We start from the raw sequence: 18,079 nt of genomic DNA on the forward strand, positions 1-18,079 counted from the left end.
GATATGAATGGTGATTGGAGGCCAATTATGGAATTACGTCAACTACGATATTTTATGGAAGTTGCAGAACGTGAACATGTATCAGAAGCTGCACAATACCTACATGTAGCTCAGTCAGCAATTAGCAGACAAATTGCCAATCTTGAATCAGAGTTAGGTGTGACATTATTTGAAAGAGAAGGAAGAAATGTTAAGCTCACACCCATCGGAAAAGTATTTTTAACTCATACTAAAACAGCCATGAAGGCTATTGATTATGCTAAAAAGCAAATCGATGAATTTTTAGATCCTGAAAGAGGTTCAATTAAAATTGGTTTTCCAACAAGTCTTGCTAGTCATTTATTGCCAACAGTTATATCAGCTTTCAAGGATAAACATCCTAATGTTGCTTTTCATTTAAGACAAGGCTCATATAAGTTTTTAATTGATTCAGTAATAAATCGTGAAATTGATCTCGCGTTTATAGGTCCTGTTCCACTAAACAATCCTGATGTTGAAGGAACAATTTTATTTACAGAAAGTATTTCAGCTTTAGTACCAGCATCACATCATTTAGCTTCAAAAAAGAGCATTTTGCTTAATGAACTAAGAAACGACTCTTTTGTCTTATTTCCTAGAGGCTTCGTTCTACAAGAAATCGTAGTAGAAGCCTGTAAACAGGCAGGTTTTGTACCTAATATTTCTTCTGTTGGTGAAGATTTAGATGCTATAAAAGGTCTAGTTTCTGCAGGTATGGGTGTTACTCTCTTACCTGAAAGTACATTTCATGAATCAATCCCACGCTTTACCGTTAGAATTCCTATTGAACTCCCATTAGTTAGAAGAACAGTAGGAATAATTGTATCAAAGAAAAGGGACCTTGCACCGTCAGAGAAGGTGTTTTACCAGTATGTGAAAGACTTTTTCTCCATGCTTGAGCAATACCAATAAGGAAAGCGAATGGCTTTTTGAGCCTAGATCGTAATACTAACTCTAGAATTTTACACTTTCTACTTTAAAATTGAAGGAATGGTTGGCATAATTCATGGCCAACCATTTTTCAAAAGACAAGTTTCTTCTATATTAATTACCTTTTTTTAGAGCTTCTAAGAAAACAGTGTTCAATTTTTTCTCACCACTAATTGGTGACATCACATATGAAAATTTCCGTTTAAATAATTCATCCTTAGGTTTAATTTCAATTAAAGCACCTTGTTCAAGTTCTCTCTTCACAGTAAAAAACGAAAGAATTGATATTCCAAGTCCATTTATAACTGTTTCTTTAACTCCCTGATTACTGCTAATAGTCATAAGGTCATTTATTTTTAAACCATTAGAGCGTATAAAGTGCTCTAAATATTCTCTTGTACCTGAACCACTTTCTCTACTTATCCATGTTTCACTTTGTAGATCCTCTGTTACGATATCATTTTTATTCTTTAAAGGATGATTTGGAGGTGCTATGATAATAAGCTCATCCTCCATAAATGGTTGGACAATGACATCTTTTTCATCTGTATTTCCTTCAATTAACCCAATATCAACTTGAAATTGCTGAGTTAATTTAACCACTTCATTTGTATTCCCAATCGTAACAGAGAAATTAAGATTAGGGTATTCTTTACATAAATCTGCTAATAATGGCGGTAACACATATTCCCCTATCGTAAAACTAGCGGCTATTTTTAATGTTCCTTTTATTGTGTTTTGTTGTTCATATATATCGTTCTTCGTATTTTCATATATTTGCACCATCTGTTTTGCTCGCTCAAGTAGAATTTCTCCCGAAGGTGTTATTTTAAGTACCTTTGGAGAACGAATAAACAACTGTGTTTGAAATTCAGCTTCCAAATTCTTAATGTGAACACTAACACTTGGTTGAGAAATTCGTAATTTTTCTGCAGCTTTCGTAAAATTTTTTTGCTCTACTACAGTTATAAATGTTTTTAATGCATCATAATACAAATTCTACATCCCCTATTATTAAAAATATTAATAACAATGATCACTTATCAACATTTTACTAATAAACAAGAGTTTTATAAAGTGTTTTTAGTAAAATTATATTTTAGCAGTGTTTATTTGTCTGGATTATTTGTTATAAATAGGAAAAACAATAGAATTATTACTAGCATACTACTTACTCTAGATCTCTCCATAATAGCAATCTTTATTGCTCAATGACCTTTTTGCTCAATTTTCACCTTATTGTATACGATATTCTATTTTAAGTTAGGACTAACTCCCGTACAGTTTGGCGTTTTATCAGGAGGAACCCTTCATGAAGTAGCTAATATTATTGCCGCTTCAGCTACAGCTTGCTCTGACGCTATAGATATGGCTGTAATTGTTAAACTAACAATAGTTGTCATGTTAGTTTCAGTAGCTATTCTTTTTGGAATACTAAAGAATCGTCAAAAACAAGAGGCAAAGAAAGGTACATCATTACCAATTCCAGGGTTTATCGTTGGTTTTTTATTAATGAGTACATTCAGGTACTCTTAACTTGATCCCTGATTTCATAACCTCCAGTATTGTTTCAGTTTCCTATATCTTAATAGCATGTCTATGGCAGGATTAGGGTTAAATTTAGAGCTTGCTTCACTAAAAAGGAATGGAAAAAGCGCTTGTTAGCTAGCTTTATAGGAAGCGTTACTTTAGTTATTTTGTGCTATTTGTTTATTCGGTTTATTATTGTTTTTGATTAATCATTTTAGCCTGTTTTCACTACCTTTTTGCAAGGTTTACAAAAACAGTTTTTTTTAGAATCATCATCAAAAAACAACACATACTACAAATTGTTATCACAAAATGACAAGGAGTGTAATATAATGGAAAAAGATAAGTACTTAACAAATGCACCGAAAGAAGAGAAAATAACTATACAAAATGATGGATCCTTTCCAAATCTTAAGAACGTTGCTGGAGACTCAGTTGATGAACATAAAAACCAAGAAGTAGCTAACTCTCTTATTGCAGAAAAAGAAATAGGTCAACAACGAGAAAATTTATAAAAAAAAGTTCATGAATACTAAATTAAGTGTATTTATGAGCTTTTTCTATTGATCATAAAGTCAACAATATAATCAGGATAATCTGTAACTATGCCATCTACTTCGGCATTAACTAATCCGTTGATCGATTTTTTATCTCTAACAGTGTAAGGAATGACTTTAACTTTATAGCTGTGAATTTTTTTTACTAGTTTTTTCGTTATAAGTGCCTTATTAGGATTTATATATTGAACGATTGAAGTCCAGTCTTTCAATTGTGCTTTTGAAATTCCTTGAACACGGTACTTCACAAGTAACCCTAATGGTATGTTAGAGGAAATTTGGTTCAATCTTTGTAATAGTTCAAAATCAAAGGATTGAACGATAATCTGTGATTCACTAAGATTATCTTCTCCAACGATTTCACTGAGCAAAGTCGCTAACTTCTGTTCGATTCCAGGATAAAGAGCTGGATGTTTAATTTCAATCAATATCCCCATTTGCCCATAAAACTCTGAAATAACTTGTTTTAATGTTGGGATTTTTTCACCTCTAAATTTTGTATGAAACCATTCTCCAGCATCTAGCTTAGTTAATTCACGGTAAGTAAATTCCTTCACCTCACCTACACCATTTGTTGTTCGATCTACTTTTTGATCGTGAATAACAACTATTTCTCCATCCTTTGTTATTTGGATATCTAATTCAATATAATCAGCTTTTAGTTCCTTCGCTTTATAAAAAGCTGCCATTGTGTTTTCAGGCGCATAACCCGCAGCTCCACGATGAGCAACAACTATTAACTGATTATTTTTATAGCTCTTATTCAGAAACTTCTTAAAAAAACGAACCATTTATATACTCCCTTTCACTTTTGCTATTACTCATCATTATAAATAGAATCATATCGAAGCATTCACTATCTCTATTCAAAATCTTTGAAATATATAATCTTATAAAGTACAGTATTAGTATTAAGGCTGTTTCCGAAACGCCATTATGTTAGTTATTCAGTTTTTCTTCATGCAATCCTCGTAAAGCCTTTACTAATCAAAAATGCCTGATTACACAAATCGGAGGGATACAAATGAATGATGTTATTACAACATTAACAAGTCACCGCTCGTTTCGTAAATATAAAGATCAACAAATACCTAAAGACCATCTCGAGGCCATTCTTAACTCAGCTCAATCAGCACCATCTTGGATTCATGGACAGCAAGTATCTATAATAGTTGTCCAAGACAAGGAACGAAAAGCAAAACTTGCAGATTATTGTGGAAATCAAAAGCACATTATTGAAGCTCCAACCTTTCTTGTTTTTTGTGCTGATTTCAACAGAGCGAAAATTGCTAGTGAAATTGAAAAAGTACCATTTAATGCAATAGATGATACTGATATGCTTCTTGTTGGTGCAACTGACGTAGGAATTGCACTTAGTAACGCGATTGCAGCGTCAGAATCTTTAGGACTAGGAACAGTGCCTATCGGCGGCATCCGTCGTAAACCTCTAAATGTAATAGAATTATTGAATTTACCTAAATATGTGATTCCAATTGCAGGATTGTGTGTTGGTTATGGCTTAAATGATCCTGGCTTAAATCCACGATTACCTAAAAACGCTTTTGTTCACAATGAAGAATATGACAACAACCAAACATCTTATATCAACACATACAATGAGACATTTAGGCAGCATCAGCTTAAAAAGTCAAACGGTGAAAGAGATGTAACCTGGACTAATAAAATCTCAGGTTTTTATAAAGAAAAGCATTATAACCACAACTATTCAGATGTACCAAAAATGTTAAAACAGCAAGGCTTCACCTGCAAAGATGTAGAAAAGTAAAATTCATATTACAACGGTGGTTAAACTTCGAATAATTTCTGTTTTCTGTCAACCTTTTTATCAAAAGTTGACAGAAAACAGTATTTATCCAAAAAAGTGGATTTAAAACAAAAAAAAGGGTTAAGAAATGTAATAACAGGGTATTAGTTAATGATGAAACTGTATTGGAGGAATTTTTAAGTATATGAATAATAAAAGCATGGATACCACAAACAACCAAGAGCTTATTGAACTTGTTAAAGAAGCATTAAACTCTGATGTTAGTAAAGAAGAATTCAAACAATACATTGAGTTAAAAAAGCTAGAAATGAAAAAACATATGAACTAAAGCAAAGGCAGATAAACTGTTTACAAAATTTAAACAGCTTATCTGCCTTTGCATTTAAATTTATAAATTAGGGCTGTTAAACAAAGTTGATGGTTTCCGATACAGGTATTCGCTTTCCTTGGGCTATCCGGGAGTATCCCTCGAAGAAGCGGTGCCCGTGAGGTCTCCACTAGACATGCACCCCCCTCAGGACACTTCATATATACACTACAATCAACAAAGTTTAAAAATCAACTTATACATAGCTATGAAGCCTACTTATTTCATTTGCTTAAATTGTTCTATAAAATGCTGTGGACTCGTTTTTACTGTATATGAATACATCCCTTTCGTTGTATGTAGGTATAATAAACCCATTTCTTCTGAAGAGAAGAAACGAAAAGAGATATCTAAAACTTCTTCAAGTAAAAATGAATCAAAAGAAGTAACAACTCGTTCACAGGACAATGTGATCTTATGTTCTTCTTCTTTATGAAGCTGTGTATTATCTTCAATTTTCCTATTCACTATTACATATGGTATTTTAGCGATAATTTCCACATTGCCCTCCTATTTCTTAGATTTTATTCTTCAATATAAAGGTCTCGAGAAACATCCTTTACAAAAGATGTGAGCTCCCCTTCATAAAAAATAGATAATTCATGCATAGCTCTTGTACAGGCTGTATAAAACAGATTTCTTAATGATTCAGCTTCATAAGCTGTATTCGAAGCATTAAATATAATAACAGCATCGAATTCAATTCCTTTTGCCAAATATGCTGGTATAATGACAATACCTTTATCAAATTCATTACTTCGTTTATCAACTAAATGAACATCAATAAACCCCTTTAGTAGCTCATAAACTGTATTACTTTCTTCAGCTGTTTTACAAATAATAGCAATACTTTTATATTCAGGTAGAAGATTAATCTTTTCAATGATTCCGTTTATAATGTCGTCTATAGATTGTTTTTTTATAACAACAGGCTTTTGCCCTTGTCTGTTAAAAGGAATAATCTCTGTATCTTTATTTACTAACATCTCACTTGTGAAGTTCACAATTTCAAATGTCGAACGATAACTTCTATTTAATTCGATTTTTTCAGTTTTTTCTTCTTCAAACAACTGTGAAAGTGCACCCAAACCTGTGTAGGATTGGTGAGCATAAATTGCCTGATTACTATCACCCAGTACTGTAAACTTCGCATTAGGAAACAGATGTTTTAAAAAAGAAAATTGAAATGCTGAATAATCTTGAGCTTCATCTATAAAAACATATTTTACAGTTGTATTTACTTTAAATCCTTCTATTTTTTCCTTTAAATACAAAAACGGTGTAGCATCTTCGTATGGAATCTTCCCTTCTTCTATCTCTGCAACGGTATATTCCCCTATACGTTTCCAATCGTTTTTCTCTAAGGTTTTACTTTGACTAAGCTCAAATAATTGCTGATAAATTGCTTTCATATTAATAAATGAATATGATTTAATTCCTTTTTTTACTGCAACTAAGTTTCTTTTAACTACATATTTACTCAATAGCTCCTGCTCACGGTCATAATCATCAAAGGTTTCTTGAGAAAATCTTTTTTGTTTACTTAATTTCTCAAAGTAAAATTGGTATTCATCTTTACTTAAAAATTGAATTTCTTCTTCTACCCACTGTTTTACTCGTTCACGTTTTTCCACCTTCTTTATTTCATCTAACAGCCACTCTTCCAAAAGCTTTATACGATTAGTTATAGTGATTGCAGAATCCAGAGAGTAAAAATAAGAATAAATTTCTTCCGATTTAAAAAGAATTTCACCCCTGAAAAGAATATCATTAAAGATTAACCCTTGTTTGCTTAAATATTTAAGGTAATCTTCAATCATTTCCATATATTCAAAAGAAGATTTATATTTTGTTGCTTTTTTACGTAATAGAAGACTTTCATCATTTTTTGCAGTTAGCATATACTCCATTTGTGTGAATAAATCTTCAACTTCAAATTCGTTTCCAAGTGAGTGTTGCAAATAATTTTGAAATGTTGTTTGCTGCATATTTTCTTCACCAAGCTCTGGTAATACATTGCGTATATAACTATTAAACATTGTATTTGGTGAAAATAATAATATTTCTTCAGCTTCTAGGCTATCTCGATATTTATATAATAGGTAAGCCACTCGTTGAAGTGCAGCAGAGGTTTTTCCACTACCTGCAGTTCCTTGCACAATTAAAAGCTTTCCTTTTTCATTACGAATTACTTTATTTTGCTCCTGCTGAATCGTCGCAACAATACTTTTCATTTGTGAATCAGATTGCTTTCCTAATACCTCTTGTAGTAATTCATCTCCGATTGTTACTCCTGTGTCGAACATGGCTTTTATGAATCCATTTTTTATTATGAATTGGCGCTTTAGCTTCAATTCACCACTAATACATCCACCTGGTGCAGTAAAATGAGCTGAACCTAAACTGTAATCATAGTACAGGCTTGAAATAGGTGCTCGCCAATCATATACTAAAAATTCATCTGTATTCTGATCAATATAAGAAGCAATACCTAAATATATACTTTCTACCTCATCATCTCCATCCTCTTTAAAGTCGATGCGAGCAAAATAAGGGGATTCAACAAGTCTTGTTAAATTTTTAAAATCACGATCAAGATGTTTATGACGATGTTCTTTTTCAGCTAAAAATTCAGCTTGTTGTTTAATACTAGTAGCTGTTTCCCCTGCTTCAACTGCGTCGTCTAAGTTAACTGTTACATCTTCCCAAAAGTTTTTTCTTATTGAAACAATATCAGTTTTCATCGATGAAGCTTGTGCTCTTAGCTCAGAAAGATTTTGTTTCATTTTCTTTATTACAGAGTTAATCCTAGCTTGTTCTTCGGTTAAATCTATCTCAAATTGATCCATAGAAACCCGCCTTATTTATATAATTTATAGATTACTCCTATAAGTTAAAAAATTAAATTTCACCAATGATTAAAACCATTTTTAACATAACTAAAAACTTATATTATAGTAATCAATTCGAGGAATATCATAAAATTCCTACTATAATTTGTCTTTGTATAAATTTAGTTTATATTTATATATTTCATGTTCACGTATTAGAATTTTTTTTTTGAAAATTTCATAAAATTGGTTATATCAAAAATGATTGCAAATCTAATTATGCTAAAGGTAATAATTTAACGGTATCACTTATTCTTACACTACACAAATAATTAATATATTAGTTATATAGCCGTTAAAACCGTTTCTGACAAAAATAATAAAAAGGTTGGTTGCAGTGATAATCACTACCTCCAACCTTCTTATTATTTATTGCAAATCAAATTCTGATAATGAGTCCATATGGCTTGCTATCATTGCTATAATAGTGCTTGCTTCCTCTTTACTAAAAATGAAGTTCGTTTCATCTTTTATTAAGTCATCATCATCTGTTTTAATTCTATTGATGCGTCGTAATACACCATCTCCCGTTTCTTCAACAATACCAAATTGATAAGTAACTTCTACCTCATCCTCATACTTGAAGGCCGTTACTTCCGGTGTTTCCCATTCAACATCAATTTCTTCAAAGATATCACCATCATCATCTTCTAGATATTGTTCACCTTGCTCATCAAGGTCAACTTCATACACTTCTTCGTAATCATCTTCATCATCATTCATGTAATCATGAAAACTTTCATGAACAGCATCAATAATATCCTCAATATCTGAAAGAAGAGTTCTAGAAGTTTGCTCGAATTCTAAGTCGAATGTTTCAAAATAAAATTCTTCATTATGTGGATCGAAAAATAAAGTGCAAAAATATTCACGCTCATCTTCCTCATTTAAAACAAAGAATTCAATCCTAGGATGTTTTGCACCGCGATCGATTGACATATGTCCTACTTGATCATACTTTTCACAAATTGATTCAAGATGCTCCTGCAATTCACTACTCACACGGTCAAACCACTCTAAACTCATCTTCCTACCACCTTTACATTATTGTCCAAACTAGTATGCCCTTTTTTTAAAAAACAAACGATTTTTTTCAAAAAAATATCGCTCTTATTCTTACTCTTGTTTCTTTTATAGACTTTGCTTTTAGATGCACAATAATTAATAGCTCTTTTCCTAGGGTCCGAAGCCTCTTTGTAAGCCGCATTCCTGAAGAGTCTCCCTGGATACTGGACACACTCCTATCGCAGAAGTTTATTCCACTCCAATTATTAAATCAGTTAAATTTTCAGATTAAACAAAGTCTAAAAAAAATAATAATCAATTAATTGGGTTAATACATAAGATAATAGTAGTATTTGAATTTTGCAGAGAGGAGTGAGTCATTTTGGTATATATAAAAAACCATTCAAATCGTTCCCTATATAAGCAACCAAGTGAAATTATGGTTAAATCTAATCAAAAGTTCTTTCGAAAAAATTCATTAGAAGAGCTTCTTAATAATCAAGAAAAGGTGAATAAGTCACTTGATAAGTCTACAAAGGAAGTCAACAGTATATTAAAAGAAACTAAATTCGAACAAATTCAGCAATTCAACCATCTTGTAACACAGTTAGAAGAGCAAGAAAAGCGAACTACTCCTCTAATTGAAAATCTTGATACACAACAAAAAGTCTATGATATGTTTTTACTCCGTTTAAATAAATTAGAAAAACTACATCTTGAACTTGTTCAAAAGCATGATGATAAAGAAGTTATACATCAAGCAATGATGGATCAACTGACAATACAAGATAATGCACTTCAAAAAATGTCCAAAAACATTGAAACCTATGCCGATCTTCATAAAGATCTAAACAATCAGATAAATACTCAACACAAAACTAATGAAGAAATATTAAAGGCACTTGAACTTCAAGAAGCATTTCATCAAACGGTATTAGAAAAGTTAGATCAACAAGATGCTTTGAATCAAAAAACCGCTAATGAATTAGATACTCTAAAGTCAACATTATTTGAAAGAATCAACTATGTTGTTGAGAAAATTGAAGACAACTATAAGTCAATCATCACCTACTTTGGAAAACTATTAAAAATAGAGAAACCAGCTGTTAAAATGGAAGAGGAAAAACAGAAGGAAACAGTAGGAAGCAATTAGAATAAACATACATTACACAACTTGAATCAATAGGTCGTTAAGCTGAAGCAGGACTTTCCTGTTGCTTCAGCTTTTCTAATTAAGTTTTATGTTGTGTTTTATGTATACTAGAAAACCACCATGAAGATAACAAACAAACCAATTTCTAACATTCGAAATGTTCACCATAAACCATAGATAGCATTTGATGTGAATCATTCTCAGAGATGTCTTCATATTGCTTAGCAAAGCTTTTTAAGCTATCACAAAAACCAACGTTATCATCTCCAACACTTTCAGACCAGCTTACAAAATTACGAAAATCTTCCAAAGGATCATAAGATTCAAATCGTGCAACCACATCAGTAGGATTTCCTAATGTAGAAACTTCAATTCCTTTATATGAGTTTATATTGTTAGGTTGTGACTTTACACAAGCATAGAAGATCATAAACAAGCTCCTTTATATTCCTTTTTCTTTAAGGTTTGTTAAAAAACTAAAAATATACAAGAGCATTGAAGGGAAGGATAAAAAAGAAACAAAGGAGGGATATAGATGCCTGAAAAACATCCGAGTTTTATGTATAGTGAATATTTTGTGGATGAGCCTGGGAATTGGCATTTTAAAGAGGGGGCTCCTAAAGAATTAAAAAACGAATTACGCTCCTATCTGCAATCTTTAAATACGATTCAAGATGAACCTGGTACGATAAATAGCATACACGTACCATATCCTTATGGAGATTGAGTAAAGAACAAAACGGCCTTATTATCATTAAGGCCGTTTCATTATCAATTTGTAGTGAATTTATATTTTGTTGTAGTATTGTATTCTTCACCAACATCTAGAATACATGGTTCGAAATTAGGTTGGTTAATGGAATCAGGTAAGCCCTGTGTTTCAAGACAAATTCCTAAATATTTTTTAGCTTGTACACCTCTAATTTGAAAATCTCCTTCTAGCATGTTTGATGTATAGACAACAACACTTTCTTCGTCAGTTTCAATGATTAATTTCCGACCACTTGTCTCATCTTCTAACACAATTTCTTCATTATGGTTTTCATTCAATATAAATGGGTGATCGATTCCTTGACCAACCTTCTTAATTTGATCATCATTTGATAAGATTGCTTCTTTCAATTCTTTTTTATTTACGAAATCAAATGGTTTTTTGTCTACACTTACTTTTTCTCCTGTAGGTATAAACAATTCATTTAACTCTAAATACTCATCACTTTTCAATTTTAATTTGTGTGATAAGATATCTTTTTTGACATTTCCACTTAAATTAAAGTAAGTATGATTAGTTAGATTAATAAGGGTTTTTTTATCTGTTGTTGCAGTATATGTAATTGTTAATTCATTCTGATTATTAACTAAATAAGTAGCATTCACAGTAACATTACCAGGATAACCATTTTCACCATCATTACTTAATAGTGAAAATTTTACACCTATTTCATTTTCTTTCTCTATTATTTCAGCATCCCAAACTCTTTTGTCGAATGCATTTGGTCCGCCATGAAGATGATTTGTCTTTTCATTTTGTGGTAAAGAGTACGGTTCACCATCTAATTCAAATTTACCGTTATTAATTCTTCCTGCTACTCTTCCAACGATAGAACCAAAGTAAGGTGAATGTTCTAGATACTCCTCAACAGAATCAAAGCCTAATACAACGTTTTCTAAGTTTCCATTTTTATCTGGTGTAGAAATACTTGTAATAATACATCCTAATGATATACAGTTTACTTTAAATCCTTGATCATTTTGTAATTCATAAGAATAAACTGTTTCCCCGTTAGTTTCGCCAAATCTCTCTTTTACAACCTTCATAATTTTCTCTCCTCTATTTATTATTTAAGGAAGCGTTAACAATTACAATAATAGATAAACATTAATGTTTTTATTATAGCTTTATGAAGTCAAAACAACAAACTTTTCATCTATTACTTCCAATAAGCAATAATAATTTAACTCTTTTTATGATCAATTGTTCCATTTATATATCTTTCAATCTCAGCATTCGCTAATTTCCACCTTTTTGTTGGAACTTGGTGATTTGTATGTTTGAAATAAACAATTCTATATCTCCTAATCTGTTCTTTAAAATAAGTATTATATTTATTAATTAAATCTGATTTTGTGCCGTACATTAATAAAACTGGAACATTAATCTTATTTAAATCATGTATTAGGTTGGTTTGAAGAACTTCCTGATAATATTTATACCAAACACTTTTTTGTGACTTTAACATATGATGAAAAAGTTTTTTCTGTAATTTCTTATTTTTCGTATGACTTAATGCCAATATTTGTGCTAATAATCTTCTATGATGTTTAACCATAAAAGCGCCTACCTTATGTTCCCATTGTAAAAAAGTATTCAATACAGCAGGATAACCACCAAATAAAATCAGCCCCTTGACTCGCTCTTTATAATAGATACTTAAAAATTGAGTAATTGCTCCTCCTGCAGAATACCCACAAAGTACAGCTTTTTCAATTTCCAATTTATCCATAAAGTGAATGATTTCATCCGCGAAATAATTTACTGAAACATTATTGGAATCAACTCTTGAACTATCTCCATGTCCACTTAAATCAGGAATGATTAACCTCATATGGTCTTTTAGTTTTTGCTGATAATAAAATACATGTCTGCCCATACCTGGTGGATGAACAAAAATAACTGGAGTTCCTTCACCAATATCGTCATACGTAATTTTATTGCCATTTTCAAGAATAACACTTGGCATTTATATTACCTCCTCTAATTTCCAAACTACTTTTGAAGTTTCCCCTACTTCATTTTGTTGATTTCAGTTACAAGCTAAAAACAAAGAACTAAAATCATCAGTCAGCTTTAGCACTTCCTATAAAGAATTCATACCACTTTTGTTAGGAACTACTTCGTTGTAAATCAACAGAAATCTAATAAGAAAATTTATTATTTTTGTAGTATTCCACATTGTTATGTGGTTAACCAATTTTCATTGGAAAAAATTTCTCGAAAAAAATTAGCATATAATTTCTAAAACGTGAAATATTAATTATCAACATCACTTACAGCAATTACTTATTCAGACGCAAAAGCATAATTAAATCAAAAAATAAATCATTTTCATATTGGGTTAACCTAGTGGTTAACGGTTTGGTGCAATTCCAGCCTAGCCCACCAAAAACTATTCATGAAGGAGATGCATTTATTATGGCAAGCAACAGTAATAACAACAATTCTAATCAATTAGTGGTACCTGGTGCTTCTCAAGCAATCGACCAAATGAAGTATGAAATCGCTAATGAATTTGGCGTAAATCTTGGTGGAGAAACAACATCTCGTGCAAATGGATCTGTAGGTGGAGAAATTACTAAACGTTTAGTTTCTTTTGCAGAACAACAATTAGGTAGCAAATAATAACACTTAACTAAATATATGTGGCATATAAGAGGCGACTCAGATGAGTCTGCCTCTTTTTTCATTAGTCATTCAATTTTAATAAATGACTATATTGAAGCTTGCATTTTGTTGATTGTAATTTCTACCTTTTTTAATTGATCTAATAATAAACAAACTATTTATTAAAATTCCCTTTCTCTGGATACGATAGTAATGAGTTAAAAATTTGATTGTGGAGTTGATTTACATTGGTAAATGAAAACTTTGATGAATTTATTAAAACAGAAACAAAACACAAGTCTAAATATGTAAATTCTACACAAGAGCCTTATAAAATTGATGATGAGAAGACTAACACAAGAAGTGACACCGATATGTCTGTAGGCGCAAAAGGTAGAGATATATTTAAGGAAAAAAATGAATAAGTTAATACATGATAAAGATTCTTTACTTAAGACTCTTTTCTGAAAGATTGTTGCTACAGCTAAAAAGTTTTAAAAAATTAATACAGAAGAGGATGGGAATTCCCATCCTCTTCTTTTCCATTATTTATCTACCTTTTATAAACATTTGAACCCATGCACCATGATAAAACCCAACACCAATTGCATCAAATTCAGGTTTTAGTATATTGGCTCTGTGACCTGAAGAATTCATCCAAGCATTCATAACTTCCTGAGGTGTTTTCTGACCTTTTGCTATATTTTCACCTGCATTTGTATAGCTGATACCGAATGTTTTTAACATATCAAACGGTGATCCGTAGTTCGGACTCGTATGTGAAAAATAATTCGAGTTAATCATATCTTCTGCTTTTTTTTGAGCTACATTTTTTACATCTGCACGATGTGTAAGTGCCTTTAATCCTACCTTTGCACGTTCTTGGTTTACAAGTTGAACAACTTGTTCTTCAAAGCTACTAACACTTTTAGCAGATGGTTTCAAGCGAATCACTTCACCCACGTGCATATTCCTTGGCTCTATTGAAGGATTTAATTCCATTAACCTTTTATAATCTAATCCATAACGTTGTGCTATGTACCAGAATGTATCCCCTTTTGATACTTTATAAAATTCAAATGGAGGTTCTTTAAACGTTTTAATTTGACCATGTGATACAGCTGGCATGATTAATAAAAAAACAAAAGTTACAGCTATTAATTTTTTTAACATATTTTCACTCCTATGTATTTTCTTGTTTATTTTTTTCACCTATTTTAGTTTGGCTTACAATTTTGATTTCATACTGTATTTTTAAAATTATTAAATTAAGTTAACTCAATGTTTAACAATTTTTGATAATAGATCACTAAACAAAGCCGGGATATTAATTTCGACGAAAACAAAAAAAAGACGTGAATTCTTGTTGAAATTCACGCCAAAACTTCACTTAATTTTTTCAATTTAAGGAATCTGGATATTTAATGATTTAAGCATAAAATAAACAGCTTTTTTAATTTCTTCTGGTTGATTACTCCCATTTAAAGCACAGTTAACCTGTTCTTTGAACGTCTCAACAATTTCCTTAATCTCATTTTTGTTCATTATCATTTTTCATCCTTAATAGTTTTTCGTTAATTTTATCTAAAGGAATTTGCATACCTAAACCTTCAATCATCTCAAAAACAGCAGCTTGGATTTGTTTACTTGTTGCTCCTTGTTCTTTTAATTCTTTAATTTTAGTTGATAAATTACCGACTGCTTCATTTAATTTTTTATTGTCCATTCGTTCACCTCATTATTGATCTAAAATAGATCGTATACTAGCACAAAGCTTTTCAGGATCTTCGTCTTGAAAAATATTACGGCCAATTGAGATTCCATTTGCACCTGCACTCAAAGCATCATCAATCATAACGAGTAGGTCATCATTAGATGAAAGTCTCTCTCCACCTGCAATCAATACAGGAATTTTCACTCCTGATACTACTTGAGCAAATGATTCTGCTGAGCCACTGTAATTAACTTTTACAATGTCTGCACCTAATTCTTCTGCAACTCTTGCAGCATGCCTTATTCTTTCTGGATCAAATTCATGTTGTTTAGAACCATCACGTACATACATCATTGCAAGTAGTGGAATGCCCCATTTATCACACTCTTCTGCAATTAAACCTACATCTCTTATTTGTTCTGCTTCAAATGGAGAGCCTAAATTTACATGTGTCGAAATTGCTGTCGCACCTAAGCGAATTGAATGCTCTACAGATGATACAACTTCCTTTCTGGTTGATTGTGATTCTGGAGCAAGTGCTGTAGATGCTGATAAATGAACAATTAACTCACCCTTATTAGAGCCAATTGAATCTGTTAGATAACGAACAAGACCTTTATGCACAACAACAGCATCTGCTCCTCCGGCAAAAACAGCATTTACTGTGTGATTAATTTCAGATAATCCTTTAACTGGTCCAATCGTAATTCCATGATCCATTGGAACAATTAATAATTTGTCGGAATGATGATATAATTTTTTTAAACGGATTTCTTTACCTGACATAGTGAAAACTCCCCCACTTTTTATCTCTCAATAATTGTTTCGCTAACTTTAACTCCTACATGTCGACCAGGCTCACAAATATAAGACAATAACTCATCACCAGGTTGAATTGTAGAAGCATTTCTTGGTTTTCCATCTGCACTCATGATTCGGATATGCCAATCATCCTGCACAATCACATTTAACTCACTTTCTCCCACTTTTCCTTTGATCAGTAACATTGGACGTACTTCAGTTTTAATTCTTCCTACTGTCAATACACGAGTTTCACCTTTTGTATTAACACATAGAACTTTATCACCTGCTTTTAAATCACTTAAATACTCAGCAGCATCATCTGGTTGCCACACATAAGAGTGAACTGCACCTGCATTTACTCGGAATGGTCTTAAATTCATATAAGGAAGATAGTGAGTTTCCGAACAAACAAAAACTCCTCCACCTGATGTTGAACCAATAATCATTCCTTCGTCCTGGTTCATAATACCAGTCGTATCAATACAAGCTCGAACACCCATACCAGCATGAACAACCTCTGTTACGACCATTGGATGTAATTCTAAGCTCGGTAATGCTTGCTTTGACATAAATGCAGTTAAACGTTTAACTTCATCAATATCAGTTGTTGCAAATAATACGCCATCACTACCTTTTTCAAGTGTTCCATAAGCAATTTCAGTATCAATTGCTGTATTTACAGCTCGTAATAAAACTGTGTTACTTTCTTCTAATCTAGCAATGATTAGTTCCAGTGGAATATTTGTTGGTAGATCAAAGTCTACTGCAGCAAAGTCATACTCACTAGCTTCTCTTGAGCAGCGTTCTAACATTTCACGGTCATCAACAGAATAAAAAATACAAGTTTTGTAGTTACGTTTTTTCGCTTCCTCTAATAATGATTTATTGTCAGAAAAAACAACATCTTCTGAAGGTACATCTTCTAGTTCACCAACATTTGTTACTTCTGTAATAAAAGACATTTTTTGTGGAAAATACCCCTCTTGACGTTGCTGAACTGTTACTAACGCTTTATCAATAGGAGAGTGATTAATTAACTCCCAAACATCCATATTTTCAACTGAAACTCCTCTACCGTCATACCAAACTTGTCGTTGTTTTTGTTGCATATTAATTTCTCCCTTCAATTTCACCTAGATAATAGTTATCACTCTTTAAATTTTTAATAATTGCTTTATATTTCCACTTACGATATCTTCACGTTCACGATCAGTAATATTTAGCTTCATAATTTTTTCCAGTTCTATTCCTGGATGTGATAATGGATATTCTGATCCAAAAATCACTTTTGAGGAGCCTACTTTTTTAACTGACTCCTGTATATGAAGGAAATTACCTGTTGATGTTTCTAAAAAAAAGTTATCTAACGATTTTGCAGCTTCTAATGCCTCTTGGTCTGCTGGACCAAATCCCATATGACCAATAATAAATTTAGTTTTTGGAAATTTCTTTGCAAGCTGAATAAACTTTGCAGTTGATGCACCTGGGCTATATACAACATGTGTGTAAAATGGAAAATCATAATCGCCACAAAGAGACGCTAAGCTTGTAATTCCTTTTGATGAAAACGAAAACTGATGTGATAACGGAGAAAGCTTTAGTCCTTTAAATCCTTGTTTTTTCCCCTTTTCAAGCTGTTGCTCTACATCTTTGTCATGCGGATTAATACAGATAAAACCATGGATGTTCTTATTTTCATTGCATGCTTTTTCAATATATTGATTATCTGGAACAGGATTATCCGGTTTTGCTCTACCTGTGATATACTCAGTCATTTTACGTACATCTAGCATTGCCCCAGGAACTGCCACTACCTGATCAATACCAATCTCGCTCATTAAATTCTGATATAATTCGATGTTCCCATACTCTGTATTAGATAAATGAGCATGTGCGTCAATAATCATACGTTTCACCTCTTTTTCCTTGCTCTTTATAATTT

Annotated in this window: 23 protein-coding genes; 9 read left to right on the plus strand and 14 right to left on the minus strand. The window is 31.9% G+C overall.

All coding sequences use genetic code 11. The features are described 5' to 3' along the window. Nucleotides 1–27: 27 nt before the first annotated feature. Complete coding sequence (gltC, locus tag FS935_RS02660; protein WP_146945968.1) at nt 28–930, plus strand: glutamate biosynthesis transcriptional regulator GltC; 903 nt, start codon at nt 28–30, stop codon at nt 928–930. A gap of 132 nt (nt 931–1,062) precedes the next feature. On the opposite strand, the gene FS935_RS02665 is transcribed toward gltC, so the two are convergent. After that, entirely contained in the window at nt 1,063–1,944 is an 882-nt protein-coding gene (locus FS935_RS02665; protein WP_146945969.1) for a LysR family transcriptional regulator, read from the minus strand. Between the two features lie 231 nt (nt 1,945–2,175). Between FS935_RS02665 and FS935_RS02670 the strand changes: the two genes are divergently transcribed. Continuing rightward, complete coding sequence (locus tag FS935_RS02670) at nt 2,176–2,484, plus strand: putative sulfate exporter family transporter (protein WP_146945970.1); 309 nt, start codon at nt 2,176–2,178, stop codon at nt 2,482–2,484. A 326-nt stretch (nt 2,485–2,810) separates the two neighbouring features. Next, nucleotides 2,811–2,993 (plus strand): hypothetical protein, encoded by a 183-nt coding sequence (locus FS935_RS02675; RefSeq protein WP_146945971.1) that lies wholly within the window; start codon nt 2,811–2,813, stop codon nt 2,991–2,993. A gap of 32 nt (nt 2,994–3,025) precedes the next feature. On the opposite strand, the gene FS935_RS02680 is transcribed toward FS935_RS02675, so the two are convergent. Beyond that, a complete protein-coding gene (locus FS935_RS02680; protein WP_240050797.1) occupies nt 3,026–3,826 on the minus strand; it encodes a glycerophosphodiester phosphodiesterase in 801 nt (266 codons plus the stop codon). Between the two features lie 233 nt (nt 3,827–4,059). Here FS935_RS02680 and FS935_RS02685 point away from each other — a divergent pair, with 233 nt between their 5' ends. Together FS935_RS02685 and FS935_RS23320 are read left to right on the plus strand one after the other, a co-directional pair. Next, nucleotides 4,060–4,821, plus strand: coding sequence for an NADPH-dependent oxidoreductase (locus FS935_RS02685; protein WP_146945972.1), 762 nt, complete (start codon nt 4,060–4,062; stop codon nt 4,819–4,821). A gap of 184 nt (nt 4,822–5,005) precedes the next feature. Then, the gene (locus tag FS935_RS23320; protein ID WP_158638515.1) at nt 5,006–5,149 is read left to right on the plus strand and encodes a hypothetical protein; all 144 of its coding nucleotides are present in this window, start codon (nt 5,006–5,008) and stop codon (nt 5,147–5,149) included. Nucleotides 5,150–5,407: 258 nt separating this feature from the next. On the opposite strand, the gene FS935_RS02690 is transcribed toward FS935_RS23320, so the two are convergent. The 3 genes from FS935_RS02690 to FS935_RS02700 form a co-directional block, all read right to left on the minus strand. After that, complete coding sequence (locus FS935_RS02690) at nt 5,408–5,689, minus strand: hypothetical protein (RefSeq protein WP_146945973.1); 282 nt, start codon at nt 5,687–5,689, stop codon at nt 5,408–5,410. A gap of 23 nt (nt 5,690–5,712) precedes the next feature. Continuing rightward, entirely contained in the window at nt 5,713–8,037 is a 2,325-nt protein-coding gene (gene helD / locus FS935_RS02695) for an RNA polymerase recycling motor HelD (RefSeq protein ID WP_146945974.1), read from the minus strand. A gap of 411 nt (nt 8,038–8,448) precedes the next feature. Further along, nucleotides 8,449–9,105, minus strand: coding sequence for a hypothetical protein (locus tag FS935_RS02700; protein WP_146945975.1), 657 nt, complete (start codon nt 9,103–9,105; stop codon nt 8,449–8,451). Nucleotides 9,106–9,466: 361 nt separating this feature from the next. Here FS935_RS02700 and FS935_RS02705 point away from each other — a divergent pair, with 361 nt between their 5' ends. Beyond that, nucleotides 9,467–10,237, plus strand: a complete 771-nt coding sequence (locus FS935_RS02705; RefSeq protein ID WP_146945976.1) for a hypothetical protein — start codon at nt 9,467–9,469, stop codon at nt 10,235–10,237. 145 nt (nt 10,238–10,382) lie between these two features. Here FS935_RS02705 and FS935_RS02710 read toward each other — a convergent pair whose 3' ends face one another. After that, nucleotides 10,383–10,667, minus strand: a complete 285-nt coding sequence (locus tag FS935_RS02710) for a hypothetical protein (protein WP_146945977.1) — start codon at nt 10,665–10,667, stop codon at nt 10,383–10,385. A gap of 105 nt (nt 10,668–10,772) precedes the next feature. Between FS935_RS02710 and FS935_RS02715 the strand changes: the two genes are divergently transcribed. Next, on the plus strand, nt 10,773–10,964 hold the full coding sequence (locus tag FS935_RS02715; RefSeq protein ID WP_146945978.1) for a hypothetical protein: 192 nt from the start codon (nt 10,773–10,775) through the stop codon (nt 10,962–10,964). Nucleotides 10,965–11,008: 44 nt separating this feature from the next. Here the strand turns inward: FS935_RS02715 and FS935_RS02720 are convergent, their stop codons facing one another. Together FS935_RS02720 and FS935_RS02725 are read right to left on the minus strand one after the other, a co-directional pair. Continuing rightward, a complete protein-coding gene (locus FS935_RS02720) occupies nt 11,009–12,055 on the minus strand; it encodes an aldose epimerase family protein (protein WP_146945979.1) in 1,047 nt (348 codons plus the stop codon). A gap of 137 nt (nt 12,056–12,192) precedes the next feature. Further along, nucleotides 12,193–12,978 (minus strand): alpha/beta fold hydrolase, encoded by a 786-nt coding sequence (locus FS935_RS02725; RefSeq protein ID WP_146945980.1) that lies wholly within the window; start codon nt 12,976–12,978, stop codon nt 12,193–12,195. Nucleotides 12,979–13,430: 452 nt separating this feature from the next. Here FS935_RS02725 and FS935_RS02730 point away from each other — a divergent pair, with 452 nt between their 5' ends. After that, nucleotides 13,431–13,637, plus strand: a complete 207-nt coding sequence (locus FS935_RS02730; RefSeq protein ID WP_146945981.1) for an alpha/beta-type small acid-soluble spore protein — start codon at nt 13,431–13,433, stop codon at nt 13,635–13,637. 230 nt (nt 13,638–13,867) lie between these two features. Next, entirely contained in the window at nt 13,868–14,044 is a 177-nt protein-coding gene (locus FS935_RS23325; RefSeq protein WP_158638516.1) for a hypothetical protein, read from the plus strand. Between the two features lie 124 nt (nt 14,045–14,168). Here the strand turns inward: FS935_RS23325 and FS935_RS02735 are convergent, their stop codons facing one another. From FS935_RS02735 to FS935_RS02755, 6 genes are all read right to left on the minus strand, one after another. Further along, complete coding sequence (locus FS935_RS02735) at nt 14,169–14,792, minus strand: CAP domain-containing protein (RefSeq protein WP_146945982.1); 624 nt, start codon at nt 14,790–14,792, stop codon at nt 14,169–14,171. A 231-nt stretch (nt 14,793–15,023) separates the two neighbouring features. Continuing rightward, on the minus strand, nt 15,024–15,164 hold the full coding sequence (locus tag FS935_RS23330) for a hypothetical protein (RefSeq protein WP_158638517.1): 141 nt from the start codon (nt 15,162–15,164) through the stop codon (nt 15,024–15,026). Then, entirely contained in the window at nt 15,151–15,345 is a 195-nt protein-coding gene (locus FS935_RS02740; RefSeq protein ID WP_146945983.1) for a hypothetical protein, read from the minus strand. The genes FS935_RS23330 and FS935_RS02740 overlap by 14 nt, the downstream gene beginning before the upstream one ends. A 12-nt stretch (nt 15,346–15,357) precedes the next feature. Further along, a complete protein-coding gene (locus FS935_RS02745) occupies nt 15,358–16,119 on the minus strand; it encodes a 2-amino-3,7-dideoxy-D-threo-hept-6-ulosonate synthase (protein ID WP_146945984.1) in 762 nt (253 codons plus the stop codon). A gap of 20 nt (nt 16,120–16,139) precedes the next feature. Beyond that, a complete protein-coding gene (locus FS935_RS02750; protein WP_146945985.1) occupies nt 16,140–17,246 on the minus strand; it encodes a 3-dehydroquinate synthase II domain-containing protein in 1,107 nt (368 codons plus the stop codon). A 45-nt stretch (nt 17,247–17,291) separates the two neighbouring features. Beyond that, on the minus strand, nt 17,292–18,044 hold the full coding sequence (locus FS935_RS02755) for an amidohydrolase family protein (protein ID WP_146945986.1): 753 nt from the start codon (nt 18,042–18,044) through the stop codon (nt 17,292–17,294). Between the last annotated feature and the right edge of the window lie 35 nt (nt 18,045–18,079).

Origin of the sequence: Metabacillus litoralis, from assembly GCF_007994985.1 — a bacterium.
Taxonomy (GTDB): domain Bacteria; phylum Bacillota; class Bacilli; order Bacillales; family Bacillaceae; genus Metabacillus; species Metabacillus litoralis.

Bases quoted from the DNA above. Each gene is read 5' to 3' on its own strand.
- gltC (WP_146945968.1), top strand. From the start codon at position 28: ATGGAATTACGTCAACTACGATATTTTATGGAAGTTGCAGAACGTGAA.
- FS935_RS02675 (WP_146945971.1), top strand. From the start codon at position 2,811: ATGGAAAAAGATAAGTACTTAACAAATGCACCGAAAGAAGAGAAAATA.
- FS935_RS02680 (WP_240050797.1), bottom strand. From the start codon at position 3,826: ATGGTTCGTTTTTTTAAGAAGTTTCTGAATAAGAGCTATAAAAATAAT.
- FS935_RS02685 (WP_146945972.1), top strand. From the start codon at position 4,060: ATGAATGATGTTATTACAACATTAACAAGTCACCGCTCGTTTCGTAAA.
- FS935_RS23320 (WP_158638515.1), top strand. From the start codon at position 5,006: ATGAATAATAAAAGCATGGATACCACAAACAACCAAGAGCTTATTGAA.
- helD (WP_146945974.1), bottom strand. From the start codon at position 8,037: ATGGATCAATTTGAGATAGATTTAACCGAAGAACAAGCTAGGATTAAC.
- FS935_RS02700 (WP_146945975.1), bottom strand. From the start codon at position 9,105: ATGAGTTTAGAGTGGTTTGACCGTGTGAGTAGTGAATTGCAGGAGCAT.
- FS935_RS02710 (WP_146945977.1), bottom strand. From the start codon at position 10,667: ATGATCTTCTATGCTTGTGTAAAGTCACAACCTAACAATATAAACTCA.
- FS935_RS02715 (WP_146945978.1), top strand. From the start codon at position 10,773: ATGCCTGAAAAACATCCGAGTTTTATGTATAGTGAATATTTTGTGGAT.
- FS935_RS02720 (WP_146945979.1), bottom strand. From the start codon at position 12,055: ATGAAGGTTGTAAAAGAGAGATTTGGCGAAACTAACGGGGAAACAGTT.
- FS935_RS02725 (WP_146945980.1), bottom strand. From the start codon at position 12,978: ATGCCAAGTGTTATTCTTGAAAATGGCAATAAAATTACGTATGACGAT.
- FS935_RS02730 (WP_146945981.1), top strand. From the start codon at position 13,431: ATGGCAAGCAACAGTAATAACAACAATTCTAATCAATTAGTGGTACCT.
- FS935_RS02735 (WP_146945982.1), bottom strand. From the start codon at position 14,792: ATGTTAAAAAAATTAATAGCTGTAACTTTTGTTTTTTTATTAATCATG.
- FS935_RS23330 (WP_158638517.1), bottom strand. From the start codon at position 15,164: ATGAACAAAAATGAGATTAAGGAAATTGTTGAGACGTTCAAAGAACAG.
- FS935_RS02740 (WP_146945983.1), bottom strand. From the start codon at position 15,345: ATGGACAATAAAAAATTAAATGAAGCAGTCGGTAATTTATCAACTAAA.
- FS935_RS02745 (WP_146945984.1), bottom strand. From the start codon at position 16,119: ATGTCAGGTAAAGAAATCCGTTTAAAAAAATTATATCATCATTCCGAC.
- FS935_RS02750 (WP_146945985.1), bottom strand. From the start codon at position 17,246: ATGCAACAAAAACAACGACAAGTTTGGTATGACGGTAGAGGAGTTTCA.
- FS935_RS02755 (WP_146945986.1), bottom strand. From the start codon at position 18,044: ATGATTATTGACGCACATGCTCATTTATCTAATACAGAGTATGGGAAC.